The organism is Pseudomonas sp. K5002 (assembly GCF_013386655.1).
Classification (GTDB): domain Bacteria; phylum Pseudomonadota; class Gammaproteobacteria; order Pseudomonadales; family Pseudomonadaceae; genus Aquipseudomonas.
In genome coordinates this window covers 1-17,438 of sequence record NZ_JACARK010000020.1, presented here as the reverse complement: position 1 = coordinate 17,438, position 17,438 = coordinate 1, and the positions used below count along the sequence as shown (strand labels likewise).

General features: G+C 60.6%; 15 protein-coding genes. 11 read left to right on the top strand and 4 right to left on the bottom strand.

The genetic code is table 11. The features are described from left to right. Window positions 1–582: 582 nt before the first annotated feature. The 4 genes from HX846_RS01115 to HX846_RS01100 form a co-directional block, all read right to left on the bottom strand. Complete coding sequence (locus HX846_RS01115; RefSeq protein ID WP_178964818.1) at window positions 583–1,866, bottom strand: ABC transporter substrate-binding protein; 1,284 nt, start codon at window positions 1,864–1,866, stop codon at window positions 583–585. Between the two features lie 37 nt (window positions 1,867–1,903). Next, window positions 1,904–3,160, bottom strand: a complete 1,257-nt coding sequence (locus tag HX846_RS01110) for a DUF1479 domain-containing protein (protein WP_178964817.1) — start codon at window positions 3,158–3,160, stop codon at window positions 1,904–1,906. 128 nt (window positions 3,161–3,288) lie between these two features. Next, a complete protein-coding gene (locus HX846_RS01105) occupies window positions 3,289–4,152 on the bottom strand; it encodes an AraC family transcriptional regulator (protein WP_178964816.1) in 864 nt (287 codons plus the stop codon). Window positions 4,153–4,295: 143 nt separating this feature from the next. Then, window positions 4,296–4,565 (bottom strand): DUF2790 domain-containing protein, encoded by a 270-nt coding sequence (locus HX846_RS01100; protein ID WP_008435250.1) that lies wholly within the window; start codon window positions 4,563–4,565, stop codon window positions 4,296–4,298. Window positions 4,566–4,959: 394 nt separating this feature from the next. On the opposite strand from HX846_RS01100, the gene acs reads away from it, so the two are divergent. From acs to HX846_RS01045, 11 genes are all read left to right on the top strand, one after another. After that, window positions 4,960–6,915, top strand: coding sequence for an acetate--CoA ligase (acs, locus tag HX846_RS01095; protein ID WP_003214346.1), 1,956 nt, complete (start codon window positions 4,960–4,962; stop codon window positions 6,913–6,915). Window positions 6,916–7,599: 684 nt separating this feature from the next. Beyond that, complete coding sequence (locus HX846_RS01090) at window positions 7,600–8,385, top strand: ABC transporter substrate-binding protein (protein WP_003214343.1); 786 nt, start codon at window positions 7,600–7,602, stop codon at window positions 8,383–8,385. Between the two features lie 91 nt (window positions 8,386–8,476). Then, a complete protein-coding gene (locus tag HX846_RS01085; RefSeq protein WP_003214341.1) occupies window positions 8,477–9,166 on the top strand; it encodes an ABC transporter permease in 690 nt (229 codons plus the stop codon). Continuing rightward, window positions 9,163–9,861: an ABC transporter permease gene (locus tag HX846_RS01080; RefSeq protein ID WP_008435252.1), complete on the top strand. Its 699-nt coding sequence runs from the start codon at window positions 9,163–9,165 to the stop codon at window positions 9,859–9,861. Before HX846_RS01085 ends, HX846_RS01080 begins: the two co-directional genes overlap by 4 nt. 1 nt (window position 9,862) lies before the next feature. After that, window positions 9,863–10,975 carry a succinylglutamate desuccinylase/aspartoacylase family protein gene (locus HX846_RS01075; protein ID WP_178964815.1) on the top strand — a complete coding sequence of 371 codons (1,113 nt, stop codon included), beginning with the start codon at window positions 9,863–9,865 and terminating at the stop codon, window positions 10,973–10,975. A gap of 27 nt (window positions 10,976–11,002) precedes the next feature. Beyond that, window positions 11,003–11,767: an ABC transporter ATP-binding protein gene (locus tag HX846_RS01070; RefSeq protein WP_003214336.1), complete on the top strand. Its 765-nt coding sequence runs from the start codon at window positions 11,003–11,005 to the stop codon at window positions 11,765–11,767. 247 nt (window positions 11,768–12,014) lie between these two features. Beyond that, the gene (locus tag HX846_RS01065) at window positions 12,015–12,995 is read left to right on the top strand and encodes a GlxA family transcriptional regulator (protein WP_178964814.1); all 981 of its coding nucleotides are present in this window, start codon (window positions 12,015–12,017) and stop codon (window positions 12,993–12,995) included. Window positions 12,996–13,304: 309 nt separating this feature from the next. After that, complete coding sequence (locus tag HX846_RS01060; RefSeq protein WP_003214332.1) at window positions 13,305–14,525, top strand: aspartate aminotransferase family protein; 1,221 nt, start codon at window positions 13,305–13,307, stop codon at window positions 14,523–14,525. A gap of 244 nt (window positions 14,526–14,769) precedes the next feature. Continuing rightward, window positions 14,770–15,789, top strand: a complete 1,020-nt coding sequence (gene aruF / locus HX846_RS01055; protein WP_063027854.1) for an arginine/ornithine succinyltransferase subunit alpha — start codon at window positions 14,770–14,772, stop codon at window positions 15,787–15,789. 49 nt (window positions 15,790–15,838) lie between these two features. Beyond that, window positions 15,839–16,864, top strand: coding sequence for an arginine N-succinyltransferase (gene astA / locus HX846_RS01050; protein ID WP_003214325.1), 1,026 nt, complete (start codon window positions 15,839–15,841; stop codon window positions 16,862–16,864). Further along, window positions 16,861–17,438: aldehyde dehydrogenase family protein (locus HX846_RS01045; protein ID WP_178964819.1), on the top strand; the 578-nt coding region annotated here is incomplete at its 3' end. The genes astA and HX846_RS01045, both read left to right, overlap by 4 nt.

Below are 17,438 nucleotides of genomic sequence, written 5' to 3'. Positions count from 1 at the left end.
CGCCGGCGCCGTCGAGGCGGTCCATGTTGGCTTCGGTGGCGTGGCCGGCGTTGGCGCCTTTGGCAACTACTTCGCCGTCTTCTTCTTTGTCGAACTCGTCCCAGCTCAGCATGACGTGTCGTCTCCTGCGTGAGGGCTCTAAGGTGCCCGTGTGAAACCGGATGGTTGGGTGTTCACACGGCCCAAAGGCCGCGGTGGATCTTAAGGAATCGTTTGTTGCAGCTAGCGCACGCATTAAACGGAATCAGGGTTACGGGTGTTCTGCTTGAGGCTTGAGGGGCGGAGCAATGCTTACTGGCTCCAGCGGGGGCCTCAGGTCTGGCTCTTCGTCCCCATGTAAAGGGATATTGCAGGCCCGATTTACCCGCGCATTATAGGGAAAAATTCGACTTTGTGTTGCGGCGGATGGTCTCGGTGAGCGGCCAAAATGGTGGTGTTTGCAGCCAAGGTCCGGGTTTACAAGGCTTTGCCTGGCTTGGATTTTTTTGACGGGCGGTAGGCGTTTGTTTCAGCGCGCCGAACTGGGGCAGATTCGGTCTGGAAGTTCTTGCGCCGTTTGGCGCAAGAACGGGTCGCGGGGAGTTACTGGGCTGCGGCTTTGATGCTGGCAAACATCTGCTTGCCAGCCTTGGCGGGGTCCGCGTCTTTATTGCTCATGAAGTTGCTGACCACATCAAACACCGCCCCTTGCACCGCCTGGGACGTGGACATGTTGAAGGCCATGCTCGGCTCCAGCGTGCCGGCGTTCTCGGCTTCGGCGAAGTCCTTGGCGGAAGCCTGGGCACAGCTGTCGAACTGGCTCATGTCCAGGCCCTTGATCACCGGGATGGAGCCTTTGTTCTGGTTGAACACGCTCTGGAATTGCGGCTCCAGGGCGATCTTGGCCAGGTCGTCGCGAGCCGCGTTGTTGCTCGGCGTATCATTTTTACTGGACGGTTTGAACATGGCCAGTGAGTCGATGGTGTAGCTATAAATGCCTTGTGAGCCGGGGAAGGGCACGCATTCATAATCGGCCCCGGCTTTTTTACCCGCCGCGGTCCACTCACTCTTGGCCCAGTCCCCCATGATTTGCATGCCGGCCTGGCCATTGATGACTTTGGCGGTTTCCATGTTCCAGTCCTGACCTGCGCCATTGGGGTCCATGTAGGTCTTCAACTTGCGCAGCGCGACAAAGACTTCGGTCATTTTGGGGCCGGTGAAGGTGGCTTCGTCGTTGTCGATAAAGGCTTTCTGGAAGCCATCGGCGCCCAGGATGCTGAGCACCAGGCCTTCAAATACGGTGGTGTCCTGCCAGGGTTGGCCGCCGTGGGCGATGGCGATATAGCCGGCGGCCTTGAGTTTGTCGCCGGCGGCGTAGAGTTCTTCCAGGGTGGCCGGGGCTTTGGACACGCCGGCTTTCTTGAGCACCTCGGGGTTGATCCATAACCAGTTGATGCGGTGGATGTTGAGCGGTACGGCGACGTAGTGGTCGTCGAACTTCATCAGTTGCGCAATGCTTTCGGGCAGCAGGCTGTCCCAGTGATTGGCCTTGGCGACGTTGTCGACGCTGGTCAGCAGGCCCAGCTTGCCCCACTCCTGAATGTCCGGAGCTTTGATCTGCGCGGCAGAGGGCGGGTTGCCGGAGACGGCGCGGCTCTTGAGGACGGTCATGGCAGCAGCGCCACCGCCGCCGGCCACGGCACTGTTTTGCCAGATGAAGCCGTCTTTCTCGATCAGTTGTTGCAGCACCTGTACAGACTTGGCTTCCCCGCCCGAGGTCCAGTAGTGGACGACTTCAACAGTGCCTTTGCTGTCGGCTGCGTGAGCGGCGAACGTGCAAAGGCTGGCGAGGGAGATGGCAACGGCAAGGCGATGGGGGATTTTCATGTGGGATAACCCTTTTTGTTGTTTTGGGGAGCGGTGCTTATTCCAGCCCCAGCCCTTTGCGGCCGAGGGTGTTCAGTTGCGGCGTCATGAAGCGGTCTTTCCACTCTTTCTCGTAGTCCTCCCGGGCGAAATCATCCGGTGAGGCCCCTTGCTCGAACGCCCTGAGCACATCCTTGGCGTACCGCAGGTTTTTCGGGCACATGGGCGCGGCGGGCACGTACATCACGTTGCCCCAGCCCTGTTGATTTTCGACGGGGGCGACGCTGTGGATCACGTCGCAGTGCCACCACACCGAATCGCCGGCCTGCACGTCCGGAATCGGGGTCATGCCCTGGACCAGCAGCGGGTGCCATTTCTCTGAAACCGGCAGCACCTTGCCCGGCGCAACGCCGCACAATTCATCTTCGGGGACGTCGTCCAGCAATGGGCGCAGCAGCATGTAGGCCATGGCTTTGGGGATCGGCAAGGTATGCAGCACGCCCTGGTCGGCCTGCATGTCGCACAGTGCGGTCCAGCCCTGGAAGGTGCGGAAGGCCGAGCATTTCACCGTGTCCTTGTAGGCGTATTCATCGACTTCGGTGCGATGGGCGGCGTCCCAGGGGTCGTAGGACTTGAAGTCGTTGCGGTAGATCTTGTCGAACACCTTGAGGTAGGCCGGGTGCAGCCAGCGTTCCAGGGCGCCCGAGTCGGTGTGCGGGCCAAGCCCTTTGGAGGTGGTGCCGGGTGGGCGGCGGCGGACGCGGTCGGGGTACAGCGCATTGATGTCTGGGTCGAACCATTGCCGGCCTTGGGAGTTGTAGGTCCACAGGCGGTTCAGGAACGACTGTGCGGCGCCCATGCGCTGGTGTTGGCGCAGTTGCATCTGGGCGTCGGACCAATAGATGGGGAATATCTCCGGGCGTGAGGCTTCGAGGTTGCCGAAGAAGTTGTCAGCCGGGCCGCGATACACCTCGTCGAAAAGGTTGTGGTCGAGGTAGTCCAGCAGGCTCTTGTCCCACGCCAGCACCTGTTCCCTGGGGAAGTGGTTGCGGATCACCAGGCAGCCCCGGCGCTTGATGAGGGCTCGTTGTGCTTCGGTGACCTGGCCGGTGGCGATGGTTTCAAAGTCGAGTTCGGGCCAGGCAGACTGCTGGGCCTTGATCGAGGCGATTTCAGCCCTGATGAACTCGCTGACCTCGGCGAACAGCCCAGGCACGTCGCCGATCTGCGCGCGCAGGGCCTTTTTCATGGCGACGATGCTGCGCTTGTAGTCGTCCGGCAGCTCGGCACATTCGAAGGCGTGGTAGTTGCTCATGGGGTGACCTGTATTGTTGTTGTGCATACAGGTATGGAATCACCTCGGCCCGTCTGGGGGGCAGCCTGGTTTGCAGCGTTTGGCAGTACGATTGTGGCGTTTGTTGCGAGGCGTATAGAAGAATCGGCTTATTGAAAGTGATGCCCATGTTGCAGCCTAAACTGTGACGGCGTCATGCCCTTGTGCGCCTTGAACTGTCGATTGAACAACGCCTGGGAGGCATAGCCGACCTGTTCGGAAATCGCGCTGACCGCCAGGTTGCCCTGCATCAATAAAGCGCAGGCATGTCCGATGCGTAGCCGGGCGATGTAGTCCAGCGCCGTGCAGCGTGTGTGTTTGCGGAACATGCGATGGAAGGCTGAAACGCTGACGCAGGCCATTTGCGCCAGCTCGGGAATGCCGACAGGTTGCGCATAGTGGCCGTGCAGGTAGTCCAGAACGCGGCGGATGCGCGCGTCTTCAACGATGTGAGGGGCGGCGTTTTCCGTCGCGATGCGCTGCGCGGCGATATCCCGGGACAATGTGTTGAGCACGGTGAGCAACGAGATCAGTCGCTGGGAAGCGTCTTGCTCGACCATGGCTTCGATCACCGGGCGCAGCGCCCGGGACGTAGCATCACTGAAACTCAACGCCTGTCGCGCAGCAGCCAATAGCGCGCGCGTCGACCCCATCTCCGGAAACAGTTGCACCAGCGAGTCCGCCCAGGCCTCGGAAAACCAGATGACCAGGGCAATGTGCGGTTTGGCGGGGTCGATCAGCTCGGCGGAAGACCAGCTATGGGGCACGTTCGGGCCCACCAGCACCAGGTCGCCGTCATCGTACAGCGCCACATCGTTGCTGATATAGCGGTGCCCGCGGCTGTTGAGGGTGAGGGTCAGTTCGTATTCGGGATGGTGATGCCATTCAAACGGAATCGCCTCCGGTAGACGCCTGTTCAGCAGGGTCCAGGAGGTGTTCGCCTCGGTGGGGATTTTTTCGAAACTGGCTCGCATGAATGCATCCTGCCTTGCAGGTGAGGTGGCGGCGCCACAATCGTAGCATTCGATTCAAGCGGTAGGGGATAAGCCGGCTCTTTGCCGCAAGAACGATTTCTTGCGGCGAATAAGATCAGGTTCAGTTCAAACTAACGAAGTTATTATCCGTTAGAGCAACCGTTACCCATGACCTGATATTGAAGAATATGACGCTGACCTTGTGAGTCTTCATATTCCATTTTTACCGGTACAACTTTGCATACATCCGGGACTTCACTCATGGACACTACTTTGGCGACGTCCAGATGGGTGCTGTAAGTGTAATCCTCAACAATCGGGGTGCTCTGGCTGGCTACGTCAGTCGGGGCTTCGTCGGCCAGGGCGGCGGTGGCGCACAAGCTGCTAAGGGCCATAACTAATAACGCTTTCATTTGACTATTTACCTTTTGGCGGTCGAAAGGGGTCACGGGGCCCTTGTGAGGCCACGTGTGTAACTTGATTGGGAAGTTCGGATTAACGTTGCCTTCGTGGGGGCTGTTACGTTGTTAATCACAGTGCCTTGATGGCGAGGTTGATTTTAGGCGTCCGAGTTATATTCATATACCCGTGCTTTTGATAAACACTATTGGTGGTTTTTGTAACAATCGCGAAATGAAGGTTTTTTCAGAAACCTGCAAAGCGCCACGGGCCGCGGGCCAGAGCGCTGCCAGGGGATAGGTGGGCAATTTGTAGGGGCTTGTTACTACCATCGTCGAATGGTTCTATAGGTCCGGCCCGGCTACAACAGGGCCATACAACAACAACTATGTCACCGAGGTAAGAAAGATGAGTGCGGCTTCTCTGTACCCCGTTCGCCCCGAAGTAGCAGCCAATACGCTGACCGATGAGGCGACCTACAAGGCCATGTACCAGCAGTCGGTGGTCAACCCCGACGGTTTCTGGCGCGAGCAAGCCAAGCGCCTTGACTGGATCAAGCCTTTCACCACGGTGAAGCAGACCTCCTTCGACGATCACCATGTCGACATCAAATGGTTTGCCGACGGCACCCTCAACGTTTCCTACAACTGCCTGGACCGCCACCTCGCCGAGCGTGGCGACCAGCCAGCAATCATCTGGGAGGGCGACGACCCTGCCGAAAGCCGCACCATCACCTACCGCGAGCTGCATGAAGAAGTCTGCAAGTTCGCCAACGCCCTGCGCGGCCAGGATGTGCACCGCGGCGACGTGGTGACTATCTATATGCCGATGATTCCCGAAGCCGCGGTCGCCATGCTGGCCTGTGCCCGGATCGGTGCGATTCACTCGGTGGTGTTTGGCGGGTTCTCGCCAGAGGCCCTGGCCGGTCGGATCATCGACTGCAAATCCAAGGTGGTGATCACCGCCGACGAAGGCATTCGTGCCGGCAAGAAGATTTCCCTGAAGGCCAACGTCGACGACGCCCTGACCAACCCGGAAACCAGCAGCATCCAGAAAGTCATCGTGTGCAAGCGCACCGGTGGCAACATCAAGTGGAACCAGCATCGCGACATCTGGTACGAAGACCTGATGAAAGTGGCGGGCACCGTGTGTGCGCCGAAAGAGATGGGCGCCGAAGAAGCGCTGTTCATCCTTTACACCTCCGGCTCCACCGGCAAGCCGAAGGGCGTGCAGCACACCACCGGCGGCTACCTGTTGTACGCAGCCCTGACCCACGAGCGCGTGTTTGACTACCGCCCGGGCGAAATCTACTGGTGCACCGCCGACGTCGGCTGGGTCACCGGCCACACCTATATCGTCTATGGCCCACTGGCCAACGGCGCGACCACGCTGATGTTCGAAGGCGTGCCGAACTATCCGGACATCACCCGGGTGGCGAAGATCGTCGACAAGCACAAAGTGAACATCCTCTACACCGCACCGACCGCGATCCGCGCCATGATGGCTTCCGGCACCGCCGCCTGCGAAGGCGCCGATGGCAGCAGCTTGCGCCTGCTGGGTTCGGTGGGTGAGCCAATTAACCCGGAAGCGTGGGACTGGTACTACAAGAACGTCGGCCAATCCCGTTGCCCGATCGTCGATACCTGGTGGCAGACCGAGACCGGCGGCAACATGATGAGCCCGCTGCCGGGCGCCCATGCGCTCAAGCCGGGTTCGGCGGCGCGCCCATTCTTTGGGGTGGTACCGGCGCTGGTGGATAACCTCGGCAACCTGATTGAAGGCGTGGCCGAGGGTAACCTGGTGATCCTGGATTCGTGGCCGGGCCAGGCACGTACGCTGTATGGCGACCATGACCGGTTTGTGGACACCTACTTCAAGACCTTCCGTGGCATGTACTTCACCGGTGACGGTGCGCGCCGTGACGAGGATGGCTACTACTGGATCACCGGGCGGGTGGATGACGTGCTGAACGTGTCCGGCCACCGCATGGGCACCGCCGAAATTGAGAGCGCCATGGTTGCGCACCCGAAAGTCGCGGAAGCGGCGGTGGTGGGGGTGCCTCATGACATCAAGGGCCAGGGCATCTATGTGTATGTCACGCTGAAAAACGGCGAAGAGCCGAATGAAGCGTTGCGCCTGGAGTTGAAAAACTGGGTGCGTAAAGAGATCGGGCCGATTGCTTCACCGGATGTGATCCAGTGGGCACCGGGCTTGCCGAAGACCCGTTCGGGGAAAATCATGCGCCGGATCCTGCGCAAGATTGCCACCGCTGAATACGACGGGTTGGGCGATATCTCCACCCTGGCGGATCCGAGTGTTGTGGCGCATTTGATCGAGACGCACAAGACCATGAACGTCGCGTAAGGCGGGTTTGTGGGACGAAGCCCCATTCGGCGTAGGCCGGGTGGGGCTTTTTTGTGCGATCGGACAGGCGACCTATAACCCCTGTGGGAGCGGGCTTGCTCGCGAAGGCGGCGTGTCAGCCAGCACATCACCCACTGACACACCGCCTTCGCGAGCAAGCCCGCTCCCACATTTTGATTGCATTCCAAGATTGGTCATTCAGTGGGGCGACTTACACAAAGCCAATAAATATCGGATTGTGTTGTAGGAAGTTTCTGAATGTTACCGAGCCCGGCAAATGTGTAACCCCACGCCCAAACATGAGGCAAAGTGCTACGCCGTTGCCCCGAAAACCCGCGTCTTAGACGCCCTGAAAAATTAGATCCAACGCTACACTTGCCGTGCTAGAAGGGTTTGCGAATAATAGGCCCGCAACTTGCAGCGTTAACAGGTTTAATATCTTTTGCCTCTGCATAAAATCAAGAGGCTGTCAATGTGCTGGAACCGCTTTCTCGGTGCTTCTGTAAATTGTTGTCGCATTGAGGAAATATCGGCTTCCGGCCTGTCGTTAGAATGCCGATCACTCGCTCGTCGTCGCCGATGCTGAACTGGCGCAGGACGCAGCACCGCTATTCGGTTTCACTCATTCGCATCGTGGGCCCTGGCTCATACTGCTGTTTTGCCCTATACCGATGGAGTCCCAAGATGAAGAAACTCGTGCTGTTGGGCGCCCTGGCGCTGTCCGTGCTGTCCATGCAGGCTTTCGCCGAAGGCAAGCCACTGAAGATTGGTATTGAAGCGGCTTACCCTCCGTTTGCCTCCAAGGCACCGGACGGCAGCATCGTCGGTTTTGACTACGACATCGGCAACGCCCTGTGTGAGCAGATGCAGGTCAAGTGCACCTGGGTCGAGCAGGAATTCGACGGCCTGATCCCGGCGCTGAAAGTGCGCAAGATCGACGCCATCCTGTCCTCGATGTCCATCACCGACGATCGCAAGAAGTCCGTGGACTTCACCAACCGCTACTACCTGACCCCAGCTCGCCTGGTATTGAAGGAAGGCACTGCCGTCAGCGACAGCCTGGATGAATTGAAAGGCAAGAAAATCGGCGTGCAGCGCGGTTCGATCCACGACCGTTTCGCCAAGGAAGTGCTGGCTCCCAAAGGCGCCACCATTGTTCCTTACAGCTCGCAGAACGAAATCTACCTGGACGTAGAAGCCGGTCGCCTTGATGGCACCGTGGCCGACGCCACCCTGTTGCAGGAAGGTTTCCTCGACACGCCAGCCGGTAAAGGCTACGCGTTCACCGGCCCGGCCTTCACTGACGCCAAGTACTTCGGCGACGGTATCGGCATCGCGGTACGTAAAGGCGACAAGGAAAACCTGGACCGCATCAACGCTGCAATCGCTGCGATCCGTGCCAACGGCAAGTACAAGGCAATCCAGGACAAGTACTTCAACTTCGACATTTACGGCCCAGAAGCCAAGTAAACCGTCGCAGCTGTCTGTCCAGAATGGCGCAAGCACCAGGATCTCTGAAGTTTGCGCCATTTTTTCATCCCCCTTTTCGAGGACCTGAATCATGTTGAAAGGCTACGGGGCTGTCATCCTCGATGGCGCATGGTTGACGCTTCAGCTCGCCTTGTCGTCCATGGCCCTGGCCATTGTTCTGGGTCTGATCGGGGTCGCGTTGCGCCTCTCGCCGGTGCGCTGGTTGGCCTGGCTGGGCGACCTGTACTCCACGGTGATCCGCGGGATCCCCGACCTGGTGCTGATCCTGCTGATTTTCTACGGCGGTCAGGACCTGCTTAACCGCGTTGCGCCGTTGCTCGGCTACAACGACTACATTGACTTGAACCCCTTGGCCGCCGGTATCGGCACCCTGGGTTTCATCTTTGGCGCCTACCTTTCGGAAACCTTCCGTGGCGCCTTCATGGCCATTCCCAAGGGCCAGGCCGAAGCCGGCCTGGCGTATGGCATGAGCCCGTTCCAGGTGTTTTTCCGGGTGATGGTGCCGCAGATGATTCGGCTGGCGATCCCCGGGTTTACCAACAACTGGCTGGTACTGACCAAGGCCACCGCATTGATTTCGGTGGTGGGCCTGCAAGACATGATGTTCAAGGCCAAGCAGGCGGCAGACGCCACCCGCGAACCTTTTACCTTCTTCCTCGCAGTGGCGGCGATGTACCTGGTGATCACCAGCGTGTCGTTGCTGGCCCTGCGTCATCTTGAGAAGCGCTACTCCGTAGGCGTAAAGGCGGCTGATCTATGATCTTCGACTACAACGTCATCTGGGAGGCCATGCCGCTGTACCTCGGCGGCTTGCTGACCACCCTGAAACTGCTGGCCATTTCGCTGTTCTTCGGTTTGCTCGCGGCCTTGCCCCTGGGCCTGATGCGCGTGTCCAAGCAGCCGATCGTCAACGGTGTTGCCTGGCTCTACACCTATGTGATTCGCGGCACGCCGATGCTGGTGCAGCTGTTCTTGATCTACTACGGCCTGGCCCAGTTCGAAGCGGTGCGCGAAAGCTTCATGTGGCCACTGCTGTCCAGCGCGACCTTCTGCGCGTGCCTGGCGTTTGCCGTGAACACCAGCGCCTATACCGCCGAGATCATCGCCGGCAGCCTCAAGGCCACGCCCCACGGCGAGATCGAGGCAGCCAAGGCCATGGGCATGTCGCGCTACAAGCTGTACCGCCGGATCCTGCTGCCATCGGCCCTGCGCCGGGCGCTGCCGCAATACAGCAACGAAGTGATCATGATGCTCCAGACCACCAGTCTTGCGTCCATCGTCACCCTGATCGACATCACCGGTGCCGCACGCACGGTGAACGCCCAGTACTACTTGCCGTTCGAAGCCTATATCACGGCGGGTGCGTTCTACCTGTGCCTGACCTTCATCCTGGTGCGCCTGTTCAAGTTGGCCGAAGGCCGCTGGCTGAGCTACCTGGCTCCACGGAAGCATTGATATGGAACGTATCGATCACCTGTTGCCCTGGGGTCACCTGGGCTGCGAACGCCAGCTGACGGTGTTTCGTTTCGGTAGCGGCGAGCGCAAGGCCTATATCCAGGCCAGCCTGCACGCGGATGAGTTGCCCGGCATGCGCGCCGCCTGGGAGCTGAAAAAGCGCCTGACGGAACTGGAACAGCAAGGCGCCCTCAACGGCGTGATCGAGCTGGTTCCCGTCGCCAATCCGATGGGCCTGGGGCAACTGCTGCAAGGCAGTCACCAGGGCCGTTTCGAGATCGGCAGCGGCAAGAATTTCAACCGCGACTTCGTTGAGTTGAGCGAGCCGGTTACCGAGTTGCTCAAGGGCAAGCTGGGGGATGATCCTCACGCCAATGTGCGCTTGATCCGCCAGGCCATGAGCGATGCGCTCAATGCGTTGCCGGCGCCGAGCAGCCAGTTGCAAGGCATGCAGCGGGTGTTGCTGAGCCATGCCTGCACCGCCGACGTGGTCCTCGACCTGCATTGCGACGCCGAAGCCGCGTTGCACATGTACGCGCTGCCGCAACACTGGCCGCAGTGGCGTTCGCTGTCGGCGCACCTGAATGTGAAGGTCGGCCTGCTGGCGGAAGATTCCGGCGGCAGTTCGTTTGACGAAGCCTGCTCGCTACCGTGGCTGCGCCTGGCTCGGGCGTTCCCCGAGGCGCAGATTCCCCTGGCGTGCCTGGCGACGACTCTGGAGCTGGGTGGCCAGGCCGATACCGGTCGTGACGAGGCGATTTTCCACGCCGAAGGCATCCTGGCGTTCCTCGCCGAGCAAGGCCTGATCCGTGGTGAATGGCCCGCGCCGCAGCACGAGCCCTGCGAAGGCCTGCCCTTCGAAGGCACCGAGTTGTTGTTCGCGCCCCACGCCGGCGTGATCAGCTACCTGCGTAAAGCCGGTGACGTAATCGAAGCCGGCGACCCGATATTTGAAGTGATCGATCCCTTGTCCGACCGCGTGAGCATTGTTTGCGCGGGCACGCCTGGGGTGCTGTTTGCCGTTGAACGGCTACGTTATGCCCAAGCGGGTTTCTGGCTGGCCAAGGTGGCGGGGCGCGAAGCGCTGCGGCACGGGCGCTTGCTCAACGACTGACCAACTGTTTTTGTGAGAACCGACCGCATGTACAAACTTGAAGTCCAAGACCTGCATAAACGCTATGGCAGTCATGAAGTGCTCAAAGGTGTTTCCCTGGCCGCCGCGGCCGGTGATGTGATCAGCATCATCGGGTCCAGTGGCTCGGGCAAAAGTACCTTTTTGCGCTGCATCAACCTGCTGGAGCAGCCCCACGCCGGCAAGATTCTGCTCAATAACGAAGAGCTGAAACTGGTGGCCAACAAGGACGGCGCCATGAAGGCCGCGGACCCGAAACAGCTGCAACGCATGCGTTCGCGACTGTCGATGGTGTTCCAGCATTTCAACCTGTGGTCCCACATGACCGCGCTGGAAAACGTCATGGAAGCACCGGTGCACGTCTTGGGCATGTCGAAAAAAGACGCCCGGGAAAAGGCCGAGCACTACCTGGCTAAAGTCGGTGTGGGCCATCGTAAGGATGCGTTCCCTGGCCACATGTCCGGCGGTGAACAGCAACGCGTGGCGATTGCCCGTGCCCTGGCGATGGAGCCTGAGGTGATGCTGTTCGACGAACCCACTTCGGCCCTCGACCCGGAGCTGGTGGGCGAAGTGCTGAAGGTGATGCAGGACCTGGCCCAGGAAGGCCGGACCATGGTGGTGGTGACCCACGAAATGGGCTTTGCCCGTGAAGTCTCCAACCAGTTGGTATTCCTGCACAAAGGCATCGTTGAAGAACGTGGCAACCCGCGCGAAGTGCTGGTCAACCCACAGTCCGAGCGTTTGCAGCAGTTTCTTTCCGGCAGCTTGAAGTAAACAGAACTGCTTTTATGCACTGAATTAGTGCAAGCTTCACAATCCTGAGGTTGCCCAATCCCCTGTGGGAGCGGGCTTGCTCGCGAATGCGGTGGATCAGTCACCGGATGTATCAACTGATACACCGCTTTCGCGAGCAAGCCCGCTCCCACATTTGGATCTTCACCAGCTTTAGAGATTTGTGTTGGTTTACGGGCTAGCATTGGCCTTTGTCTTCATTACTGTTACTCGCTTCGGATAGCACTCCATGACTGCCCATCGAATTGGTTTCCTGATTTGGCCCAGCACTAAAGCACTGACGCTTGCGCTGGCTGAGGAGGCCTTGCGCGTTGCTCAGCGGGTGCATCCGGACGTGGTGTACGAACTCTCGTTTTTGCAGGCCGAACCGCCAATCGACGGCGCCTGGCAACTGCCGGGTGAGCCCTGGGCCGGCAAGCTGGAAAGTTTCCAAAAGCTGTTCCTGCTGGCCGATGAGCCACCGACCGTCATCGCCTCCCAGCTCAGCACCGCCCTCAAGCAACTGGTGCGTGCCGGGTGTGTGATCGGCGGCCTGTCGGCCGGTGTGTATCCGTTGGCCCAGCTCGGTCTGCTCGACGGTTACCGCGCCGCTGTGCACTGGCGCTGGCAGGACGATTTCGCCGAGCGTTTCCCCAAGGTCATCGCCACCAGCCATCTGTTCGACTGGGACCGTGACCGCCTGACCGCCTGCGGTGGCATGTCGGTACTCGACCTGCTGCTGGCGGTGCTGGCCCGTGACCACGGCGCCGAACTGGCCGGTGCCGTCTCGGAAGAACTGGTGGTAGAGCGCATCCGCGAAGGCGGCGAGCGCCAGCGCATCCCGCTGCAAAACCGCCTGGGTTCCAGCCATCCAAAGCTGACCCAGGCGGTTTTGCTGATGGAGGCCAACATCGAAGAGCCGCTGACCACCGACGAAATCGCCCAGCATGTGTGCGTGTCCCGACGACAGCTCGAGCGGATCTTCAAGCAATACCTCAATCGCGTCCCCAGCCAGTACTACCTGGAACTGCGCCTGAACAAGGCCCGCCAGATGCTCATGCAAACCAGCAAGTCGATCATCCAGATCGGCCTGTCCTGCGGCTTCTCCTCGGGGCCGCACTTCTCCAGCGCCTACCGCAACTTCTTCGGCGCCACCCCTCGTGAAGACCGCAACCAGCGCCGCAGCAGCAGCCCGTTCGAATTGTCGTCGGTGCCGTCCGAGCGCGGCTAGGCATCAGTGCTCGGCCGGCATCTCCAGGCATGACGCTGTTCCTGTGCGCGGATGAGATCAACAGCAGACCAAAACGGCCATCGGCGACGGCATTGGATAGTTGTGCCTCACCGACCGCCCAAAACCGGCCCGGGCGGTTTAAACTGCGCCATTGCGATGCTATTTGTCGCATTGGCGTAAACCCGCGAAAATCGCGGGTTGGCGCTATAAGAAGTTGTCGCTTGGCGGCAAGGCCGCGCTGAAAACTGTCCTTACAATCCCTGCATCGCCCGCCAGTTTCAGGCAGGCGTTCCTCTTCAGGAGACTCCGATGTCCGTTGAGCAAGCCCCGGTGCAACGTGCCGATTTCGACCAGGTCATGGTTCCCAACTACGCACCTGCCGCTTTCATCCCCGTGCGTGGCGCAGGTTCGCGCGTATGGGACCAGGCGGGCCGAGAGCTGATCGACTTTGCCGGCGGCATCGCGGTCAACGTATTGGGCCACGCCCACCCGGCGCTGGTCGGTGCACTGACCGAACAGGCCAACAAGCTGTGGCACGTGTCCAACGTCTTCACCAATGAGCCGGCCCTGCGCCTGGCCCATAAGCTGATCGACGCCACGTTTGCCGAGCGTGTGTTCTTCTGCAACTCCGGCGCCGAAGCCAACGAGGCCGCCTTCAAGTTGGCCCGTCGTGTCGCGTTCGACCGCTTCGGCACCGAGAAATACGAAATCATCGCCGCGCTGAACAGCTTCCACGGCCGTACCCTGTTCACCGTGAACGTGGGTGGCCAGTCGAAGTACTCCGACGGCTTCGGTCCGAAGATCGTCGGCATCACCCACGTGCCTTACAACGATCTGGAGGCGCTGAAAGCCGCCGTCTCGGACAAGACCTGCGCCGTGGTGCTGGAGCCGATCCAGGGCGAAGGCGGCGTGCTGCCGGCAGAACTGTCGTACCTGCAAGGTGCCCGCGACCTGTGCGACGCGAACAACGCGCTGCTGGTGTTCGACGAAGTGCAAACCGGCATGGGCCGCAGCGGCGAGCTGTTCGCCTACCAGCATTACGGCGTCGTGCCGGACATCCTCACCAGCGCCAAGAGCCTGGGCGGCGGTTTCCCGATCGCGGCCATGCTGACTCGCGAAGACCTGGCCAAGCACCTGGTGGTCGGCACCCACGGCACCACCTACGGCGGCAACCCGCTGGCGTGCGCGGTGGCGGAAGCGGTGATCGACGTGATCAACACGCCAGAAGTGCTGGCCGGCGTTAACGCCAAGCACGACCTGTTCGTTTCCCGTCTGGAGAAGATTGGCCAGCAATACGGCATCTTCACCGAAGTGCGTGGCCTGGGCCTGCTGCTCGGTTGCGTGCTGAGCGATGCCTGGAAAGGCAAGGCCAAGGACATCTTCAACGCCGCCGAGCGCGAAGGCTTGATGATCCTGCAAGCCGGCCCGGATGTGGTGCGCTTCGCCCCGAGCCTGGTGGTGGAAGATGCCGATATCCAGGAAGGTCTGGACCGCTTCGAACGTGCGGTGAAAAAGCTGACGCAAGCCTGATGGACCGTTGGGTGCCCGGCGAGTCGGGCGCCCAACACAAATTTTGTATGCCGGACTCTTTAGTTGAAGCTGTGAAGATCAAATGTGGGAGCGGGCTTGCTCGCGAATGCAGTGGCTCAGTCACCTGAAATGTTGAATGACACACCGCTTTCGCGAGCAAGCCCGCTCCCACACTTGACCTCACTGATTTCAAGATCGTGTCCGGCATTTTTTCCTGTGAGTTTTCGAGTTAAGGAGTGACACCATGCTGGTGATGCGCCCCGCGCAAATGGCTGATCTGGGCGAGGTACAGCGTCTGGCTGCGGACAGCCCGATTGGTGTCACCTCCTTGCCGGATGATGTCGAACGCCTGAGCGACAAGATCGCTGCGAGCGAAGCGTCCTTCGCCGCCGAGGTCAGCTTCAACGGTGAAGAAAGCTATTTCTTCGTCCTGGAAGACACCGACGCCGGCAAGCTGGTGGGCTGTTCGGCCATCGTTGCCTCGGCCGGCTACTCGGAACCGTTCTACAGCTTCCGTAACGAGACCTTCGTGCACGCTTCCCGCGAGCTGAAGATCCACAACAAGATCCACGTGCTCTCGCAGTGCCATGACCTCACCGGCAACAGCCTGCTGACCAGCTTCTACGTGGTGCCGGAGCTGGTGGGTTCGCCGTGGTCGGAGCTCAACTCCCGTGGCCGCCTGCTGTTCGTGGCCGGCCACCCGGAGCGCTTCGCCGATTCGGTGGTCACCGAGATTGTGGGCTACAGCGACGAGAACGGTGATTCGCCGTTCTGGGACGCCATCGGCCGCAACTTTTTCGACCTCAACTACGCCGCCGCCGAGCGCCTGTGCGGGTTGAAGAGCCGGACCTTCCTGGCCGAACTGATGCCGCATTACCCGATCTACGTGCCGCTGTTGCCGGACGCCGCCCAGGAAGCCATGGGCCAGGTGCACCCGCGGGCGCAGATCACCTTCGACATCCTGATGCGCGAAGGCTTCGAGACCGACCATTACATCGACATCTTCGACGGCGGCCCAACCCTGCATGCGCGCGTCTCGGGCATTCGCTCGATCGCCCAGAGCCGTGTGGTGCCGGTGAAGATCGGTGAGATGGTCAAGGGTGTCGGCCGCCAGTACCTGGTGAGCAACGGCCAGTTGCAGGATTACCGCGCGGTGATGCTGGAGCTGGACTACGCGCCGGGCAAGCCAGTGACCCTGGACCTGGAAACCGCCGAAGCCCTGGGCGTCGGCGAAGGTGCCAGCGTTCGACTGGTAGCGGTTTAAGAATGAGTTTCGCGGGTGGCTTGCAAGGCGGCCCGTTTGAGGAGATAGCATGATCGTTCGTCCCGTACGCAGCAGCGATTTACCGGCCCTGATTGATCTGGCGCGCAGCACCGGCACCGGCCTCACCACCTTGCCGGCCAACGAAGAGCGCCTGACCCATCGGGTCGGCTGGGCTGAAAAGACCTTTCGCGGCGAAGCCGGGCGCGGTGATGCGGACTACCTGTTCGTGCTGGAAAACGACGAAGGTCGCGTGGTGGGGATTTCCGCCATCGCCGGTGCAGTCGGTCTGCGCGAGCCCTGGTACAACTTCCGGGTCGGCCTGACGGTCAGCGCCTCCCAGGAGCTGAACATCTACCGTGAAATCCCGACGCTGTTTCTGGCCAACGACCTGACCGGCAACTCCGAGCTGTGCTCGTTGTTCCTGCACGCCGATTACCGCAACGGCCTTAACGGCCGCATGCTGGCCAAGGCGCGCATGCTGTTTATCGCGGAATTCCCGCAGCTGTTCGGCAACAAGATCATCGCCGAGATGCGCGGCATGTCCGACGAAGCCGGGCGCTCGCCGTTCTGGGAAAGCCTCGGCCGGCACTTCTTCAAGATGGAATTCAGCCAGGCCGACTACCTCACCGGCGTGGGCAACAAGGCGTTTATCGCCGAGCTGATGCCGAAGTTTCCGCTGTACACCTGCTTCCTGTCTGAAGACGCGCGCAACGTGATCGGCAAGGTCCACACCGACACCGAGCCGGCCCTGAGCATGCTCAAGAGCGAAGGTTTCAGCTACCAGGGCTACGTCGACATCTTCGACGCGGGCCCGGCGGTGGAGTGTGAAACCACCAAGATCCGCGCCGTGCGCGACAGCGAAGCGCTGGTGCTGGCGATTGGTACGCCGGGCGACGACGCCACGCCGTTCCTGATCCATAACCGCAAACGTGAAGATTGCCGTATCACCGCCGCGCCGGCGCGGTTGGCTGCGGGCACCCTGGTGGTCGATCAACAGACCGCCAAGCGCCTGCAACTGATCGCCGGTGATCAAGTGCGTGCCGTACCGTTGTCCGCTGCCCGGGAGTCGAAATAATGAATTCGCTATACATCGCAGGTGAATGGCTGGCTGGCCAGGGTGAAGTGTTTGAGTCGCTGAACCCGGTGACCCAGCAGGTGGTGTGGTCGGGTAATGGCGCCACCGCCGAGCAGGTCGAGTCCGCCGTCCAGGCCGCACGCCAGGCGTTTCCGGCCTGGGCCAAGCGTTCGTTGGAAGAGCGCCTGAGCGTGCTGGAAGCCTTCGCCGCCAACCTGAAGAGTCGTGCTGACGAACTCGCCCGCTGCATCGGTGAGGAAACCGGCAAGCCTTTGTGGGAATCGGCGACTGAAGTCACCAGCATGGTCAACAAGGTCGCGATCTCGGTGCAAAGCTACCGCGAACGTACCGGCGAAAAGAGCGGCCCGTTGGGCGACGCCACTGCCGTATTGCGCCACAAGCCCCACGGTGTGGTGGCGGTGTTTGGCCCTTACAACTTCCCCGGTCATCTGCCTAACGGCCACATCGTACCGGCCTTGCTGGCGGGTAACACCGTACTGTTCAAACCGAGCGAACTGACCCCGAAAGTCGCCGAGTTGACCGTGCAATGCTGGATCGACGCCGGCCTGCCGGC